The organism is Coleofasciculus sp. G2-EDA-02 (assembly GCF_040226375.1).
GTDB lineage: Bacteria > Cyanobacteriota > Cyanobacteriia > Cyanobacteriales > Coleofasciculaceae > Coleofasciculus.
This window is the reverse complement of sequence record NZ_JAVKEW010000210.1, coordinates 1-5,517: the sequence shown is the minus strand read 5'-3', so window position 1 is coordinate 5,517 and position 5,517 is coordinate 1. Positions and strand designations below refer to the sequence as shown.

Annotated in this window: 3 protein-coding genes; all 3 read left to right on the top strand. The window is 47.6% G+C overall.

The window, feature by feature from the left end:
• Positions 1-286 precede the first annotated feature (286 nt).
• The 3 genes from RLO19_RS24845 to RLO19_RS24835 all read left to right on the top strand — a co-directional run bounded on the left by RLO19_RS24845 (position 287) and on the right by RLO19_RS24835 (position 5,386).
• A complete protein-coding gene (locus RLO19_RS24845; RefSeq protein ID WP_446360073.1) occupies positions 287-2,923 on the top strand; it encodes a CHASE2 domain-containing protein in 2,637 nt (878 codons plus the stop codon).
• Between the two features lie 342 nt (positions 2,924-3,265).
• Positions 3,266-4,372, top strand: coding sequence for an RRXRR domain-containing protein (locus RLO19_RS24840; protein WP_446360072.1), 1,107 nt, complete (start codon positions 3,266-3,268; stop codon positions 4,370-4,372).
• A 54-nt stretch (positions 4,373-4,426) separates the two neighbouring features.
• A complete protein-coding gene (locus RLO19_RS24835) occupies positions 4,427-5,386 on the top strand; it encodes a methyltransferase domain-containing protein (RefSeq protein ID WP_446360071.1) in 960 nt (319 codons plus the stop codon).
• Positions 5,387-5,517 lie beyond the last annotated feature (131 nt).

Genomic DNA, 5,517 nt, shown 5'->3' with positions numbered 1-5,517 from the left:
TATAAACGGACGTGGAGAGGGTGTAAGACCTCATTTGGAGGCAACCTTCAGCGAAGCGTCAACCCCAATCAGCGACCACCCCTAAAAAGGTGGCGTGGTGAGGAATCCCCCGCGCTCTTTAGCCGGGGGAGGATGTCAATAGTGTAGTTGGGATTTAACCATTTAGGGTGAGCCAAACTGTCTGAGCCACGGCTCACCTGAACTTGAGCTACAGTAGGAAAAGGGGAACTATATAGCCAATGGCAATCAGGGGACTACTCATGTTAATTTTGATTGCTCATCCTAAATGTGGCAAAAGCTCAGGCAATATATTTCTAAATGGCGAGGGGTACTGATAAGTGCGCCAACTGTCGCCGGATTGGTGATAGCTACAGCCGGGACGGGTTCGTTTCAGCTTCTCGAATGGGCAACACTAGACCGATTTTTTCAGCTACGTCCCCGAGAATCGGTTGACCCCCGCATTGTAGTGGTGACGATTGATGAGTCTGATATTACCCAAATCGGGACGTGGCCCATTCCCGATCAAGTCTTAGTGCAGTTACTTGAGAAAATAAACGCCCAACAACCGAGGGCGATTGGTTTGGATTTGTATCGTGATTTACCAGTCGAACCAGGTCATCAGGAATTAGTTGAGGTGTTTAAATCCACACCGAACCTGATTGGTGTGGAAAAAGTGGTGGGCGAAACCGTCGCACCATCGCCCATTTTAAAACAACTGGATCAAGTGGGGATGGCTGATTTAGTCTTGGATGCGGATGGCAAAGTTCGTCGCGGATTGCTGTCTGTGCAATTAGAGGATGAGTCCATCCACTTGGGATTAGGGGTAAAGCTGGCGTTAATGTATCTCGAAGCCGAAGGGATTACCCTGCAAATGAGGGATGAGGGAAAGAGTCATTTGCAGTTAGGTAAGGCTATCTTTGTGCCATTGACGGGGAATGAGGGTGGCTATGTGAATGCTGATGTGGGTGGTTATCAGATCCTATTAAACTATCGCGGTCCGGCTGAGAACTTCCAAACCGTATCCATTGCGGATGTTTTAGAGAACCGGATATCACCGGATTTGATGCGCGATCGCATTGTTCTCATTGGCGCTACGGGACAAAGTGCCAATGACTTATTCTTTACACCCTATAGTCAAAATACTATCGGTTCTCGTCAGCAAACACCGGGTGTTATCATTCATGCTAATATCGCCAGTCAGATCATTAGTGGGGCGATAGCGGGACGCCCTTTGATCAAAGCTATTGATGGACGCTTTTTAATTCCCTTCATTGATCAGATCAACGGACATTCTTGGCTGACAATTTGGGTCGATCCAGTGGAGTGGTTATGGATTTTAGCCTGGTCTTTTATTGGTGCTGGAGGAAGTTGGAAACTTCAGCAAGCTAACCAATTCCCTGACATGATTTTTCCCCGATGGACGGTTGTCATTTTAGGCACATTCCTCATGGGTAGTATCCTGGTGGTTGGTAGTTTTGTGGCATTTCTCACCTACTGGTGGTTACCCGTGGTTTCGCCCCTAGCGGCGTTGATCGGATCAGCGATGGTTATCGCGCTTTACCAAACCTGGGAGTTGCAGCGCCACAATGCTGACTTAGAGATTTTACTCGAAACCACGACGGCTCATTCCGATGCGATTGAAGAGGAGTTACATCAACAAGCCGAAGAAGCCGCGCGGGAAAGTGAACGCCGATTAGCCCAATTTCTGGAAGCGGTTCCGGTTGGGGTAGCGGTATTAGATGCAACCGGAAAAACTTATTACCTAAATCAACGGGCACAACAGTTAATGGGCAAAGGCGTTGTTCCTGATACCTTTGCTGAACAATTCGCTGAAGTCTATCAATTTTATATTGCTGGGACTGAACAACTCTACCCGGCGGAATTATTGCCCGTGGTTCAGGCTTTAATGGGAGAAAGTGCCACCGCTGATGACATTGAAATTTGCCGGGGCGATCAGATTATTCCTATTGAAGCATGGGGTATCCCGATTTTTGACGAAGGGGGCAAGGTGACGTTTGCGATCGCGGCGTTTCAAGATATTACCGAACGTAAAAAGGCTGAAGCTGAACGCAAGGATTTCACGGCTCAACTCCTGCAACTGAATCGAGCTTATGAACGTTTTGTCCCGGAAAATTTTCTGCAATTGCTTGATAAAAAAAGTATTGTCGATGTCGAACTCGGCGAGGCGGTGCAGAAGAATATGTCAATTTTATTTTCTGACATTCGTTCTTTCACTACCCTATCGGAACGGATGAGCTTGGACGATAATTTTAAATTTATCAACGCCTATCTTTCGCGCATGGAACCAGCCATTGTTGAAAATTGTGGCTTTATTGATAAATATATCGGTGATGCGATTATGGCGCTGTTTAGTGGTAGTGCTGATGACGCTGTTCGCGCCGGAATTGATATGTTAAATCGGTTGACTGACTATAATAAAACGCGGCAACGCCCGGATCGTCCCCCGATTCAGATTGGGATTGGGATTAACACAGGTTCGCTGATGCTGGGAACCGTTGGCGGACACAACCGCATGGATGGCACAGTGATTAGTGATGCGGTCAATTTAGCCGCTCGCTTAGAACAGCTTACGAAAGAGTATGGGGTATCTTTATTAATTTCTCACCACACGTTTTTACAGCTAAATCATCCGATAGAATATGCCTTCCGGATTATCGGTCAAGTTCAGGTTAAGGGGAAAAGTGAAATGGTATCTGTTTTTGAAGTATTTGAGGCAGATCCACCAGAACTTCGCTCGGTCAAGTTAATGACGAAACCTGATTTTGAAAAAGGTTTATTTCTATATACTAATCGTTCATTTGCAGAAGCAGCACAACTTTTTAAAGACTGTTTACAGATTAATCCCGTTGATCAAGTGGCTCACATTTATTTAGACGCCTGTCAGAAGCAGTGTGAGGATTGAAATCCTCATCGTGGTTAGTTTAAGCTGTTGAGTATAGAACGTGCTGTAGCCACTTGGGTTAATCAGGCAACTCTGAACCCGATGATCAACAGGGTCAAAAATTGGAGGGCTTAACTTTGTTCAACAACCCCACGCTACTAACGTGGAGCGTGGGGATTGCCAGGGACAGGACTGGCGACGCAAGAGTTGAATAGCGCCATTGAGCCGTTAGTTGGTACGTACTACCAGATACTTCCCCAGTCTGGGCTATCTACAAGTCTACTTGTCATAGACGCTTGCAGAAAGGGCATCTTGCTAACGGTGGTCGAGGGGACTAATTACTCACACGAGAGGTTTATACCCATGATTCGTGTACCAGTTTTATCGCCAGATGGTGAGCCACTAATGCCAGCTAAAGCCAGCCGTGTTCGGCGATGGTTAAAGTCAGGTAAAGCCAAGGTTGTACACAACGACTTGGGCATTTTTCAAGTTCAATTAACCGAGAAACCATCGGGCAGGGAAACCCAAGACATCGTAGCCGGAATTGATCCAGGTAAATTGTTCACCGGGATTGCTATCCAGTCGAGGAGCGCTACCTTGTTCTTGGCACACCTCAAGTTGGTGTTTAAAACCGTGACCAAGCGGATGACCCAACGGGCAATGATGCGACGGGGACGGCGAGGGCGCCGAATTAACCGGAAGCTTCCATTTAATCAACGCAACCACCGCCAGTGCAGATTCGATAATCGCTCTCGTGCTAAGATACCCCCCAGCATCCGGGCTAATAAACAGCTAGCACTGAGAGTGATTCAGGAGTTGGGGAAAATTTACCCGTTCACCGATGTAGTGGTGGAGGTGATCAAAGCCAGGGGTGACAAAGGGTTTAGTCCCGCGATGGTCGGTCAATATTGGCAAATTGAACAGTTGGAACAAGCAGGCTATACCGTTCACACCCAAGAGGGATGGTACACCTCAACCCTAAGACAGTACCTTGGCTTGCCCAAATCCAGGAATAAGGCCTCGGAGTCACCCGCCGCCCATGCTGTTGATGGGATTTGCCTCGCCGCGTCCCGGTTTATGCGGTATCGCCAAATTAAAGGCAGAAGTGGCACCTTCTTAGGCGAGATTACGGTAACACCCTGCCAGTTCGCGGTAATCAGCCGCCCCCCAATTTGTCGCCGTCAGTTACACCTAATGATACCCGGCAAGGGGGGGAAACGGCGAGACTACGGCGGCACAGTTACCCGCCACGGGTTTAGGAAGGGCGATTATGTCAAGGCGGTTAAAGCTGGAATTACTTACTACGGTTACGTTTCTGGTGACACTAAAACCCAAGTTTCGGTTAGCAATGCTAACTGGAAACGACTAGGACAGTTCACCGCTTCTAAAGTCCAATTGTTGCAGCGAAATACCGGACTGGTATCAACAGTTGGATTGTCAAACCTCACCACGTTGAGTGGCGCGGTTTGACCTCTATTCCTCCCCAACCTGCTTCGCTGAGGTTGGGGTCTCACGAGATACGCGATGAACTTCTTTTTTCCGGTGCTTGGACTTGTGCTGGGACTCCTCGCGATCGCGACTATACTCTATCTGATTACAGGTCGCCGCTATCAATCCTCTGAATCTGTTGTCAATTCTTATGACCAATGGACAGAAGATGGTATTTTGGAGTTTTACTGGGGCGAACATATTCACTTAGGGTATTATGGCTCACCACCTCAACAAAAGGATTTTTTAGCCGCAAAATCGGATTTTGTCCATGAAATGGTGCGTTGGGGAGGGTTAGACAAATTACCCCCAGGGACTACTGTTTTGGATGTAGGTTGTGGTATTGGCGGAAGCAGTCGTATTTTGGCACGGGATTATGGGTTTGCCGTCACCGGAATTACCATCAGTCCCCAACAAGTAAAACGCGCTCAGGAGTTAACTCCCAAAGACTTAGATGTGAAGTTTTTGGTGGATGATGCGATGGCAATGTCTTTCCCAGATGCCAGTTTTGATGTGGTTTGGTCGATTGAAGCCGGTCCTCATATTCCCGATAAAGCTATTTTTGCCAAAGAATTGATCCGGGTACTCAAGCCAGGTGGGATTCTGGTTGTTGCTGACTGGAATCAACGGGATGAGAGCCAGAAACCGCTCAATTTTTGGGAGCGTCCGGTCATGCGGCAACTCCTGGATCAGTGGTCTCATCCGGCGTTTTCAAGTATTGAAGGCTTTTCTGAACTTTTGCAGGAAACAGGACAGGTTGAGGGCAGTGTCACAACGGCAGATTGGACGGAACAAACGCTTCCTTCTTGGCTTGATTCTATCTGGCAGGGAGTGGCTCGACCCAAGGGACTGGTGCAGTTTGGTCTATCGGGTTTCATCAAGTCTTTGCGAGAAGTCCCGACAATTCTGTTGATGCGGCTAGCCTTTGGCACATCTCTTTGTCGATTTGGAATGTTTCGCGCTATTCGAGCCAATTCTTCAACCAATTTAACGTAATCGCGGAAGTCCTCACCCTCAACAATAGTAGGGTGAGGATGGACAGCGGAAAATTGAGGCACGAAATTTTCAAATTACATGATTTAAACTCTATTTTTTAGTGTTATAATAACATTAACCCTCCTAGGTCT

Coding starts and splice junctions, on each gene's coding strand:
- RLO19_RS24840 (WP_446360072.1), top strand. CDS start 3,266: ATGATTCGTGTACCAGTTTTATCGCCAGATGGTGAGCCACTAATGCCA.
- RLO19_RS24835 (WP_446360071.1), top strand. CDS start 4,427: ATGAACTTCTTTTTTCCGGTGCTTGGACTTGTGCTGGGACTCCTCGCG.
- RLO19_RS24845 (WP_446360073.1), top strand. CDS start 287: ATGTGGCAAAAGCTCAGGCAATATATTTCTAAATGGCGAGGGGTACTG.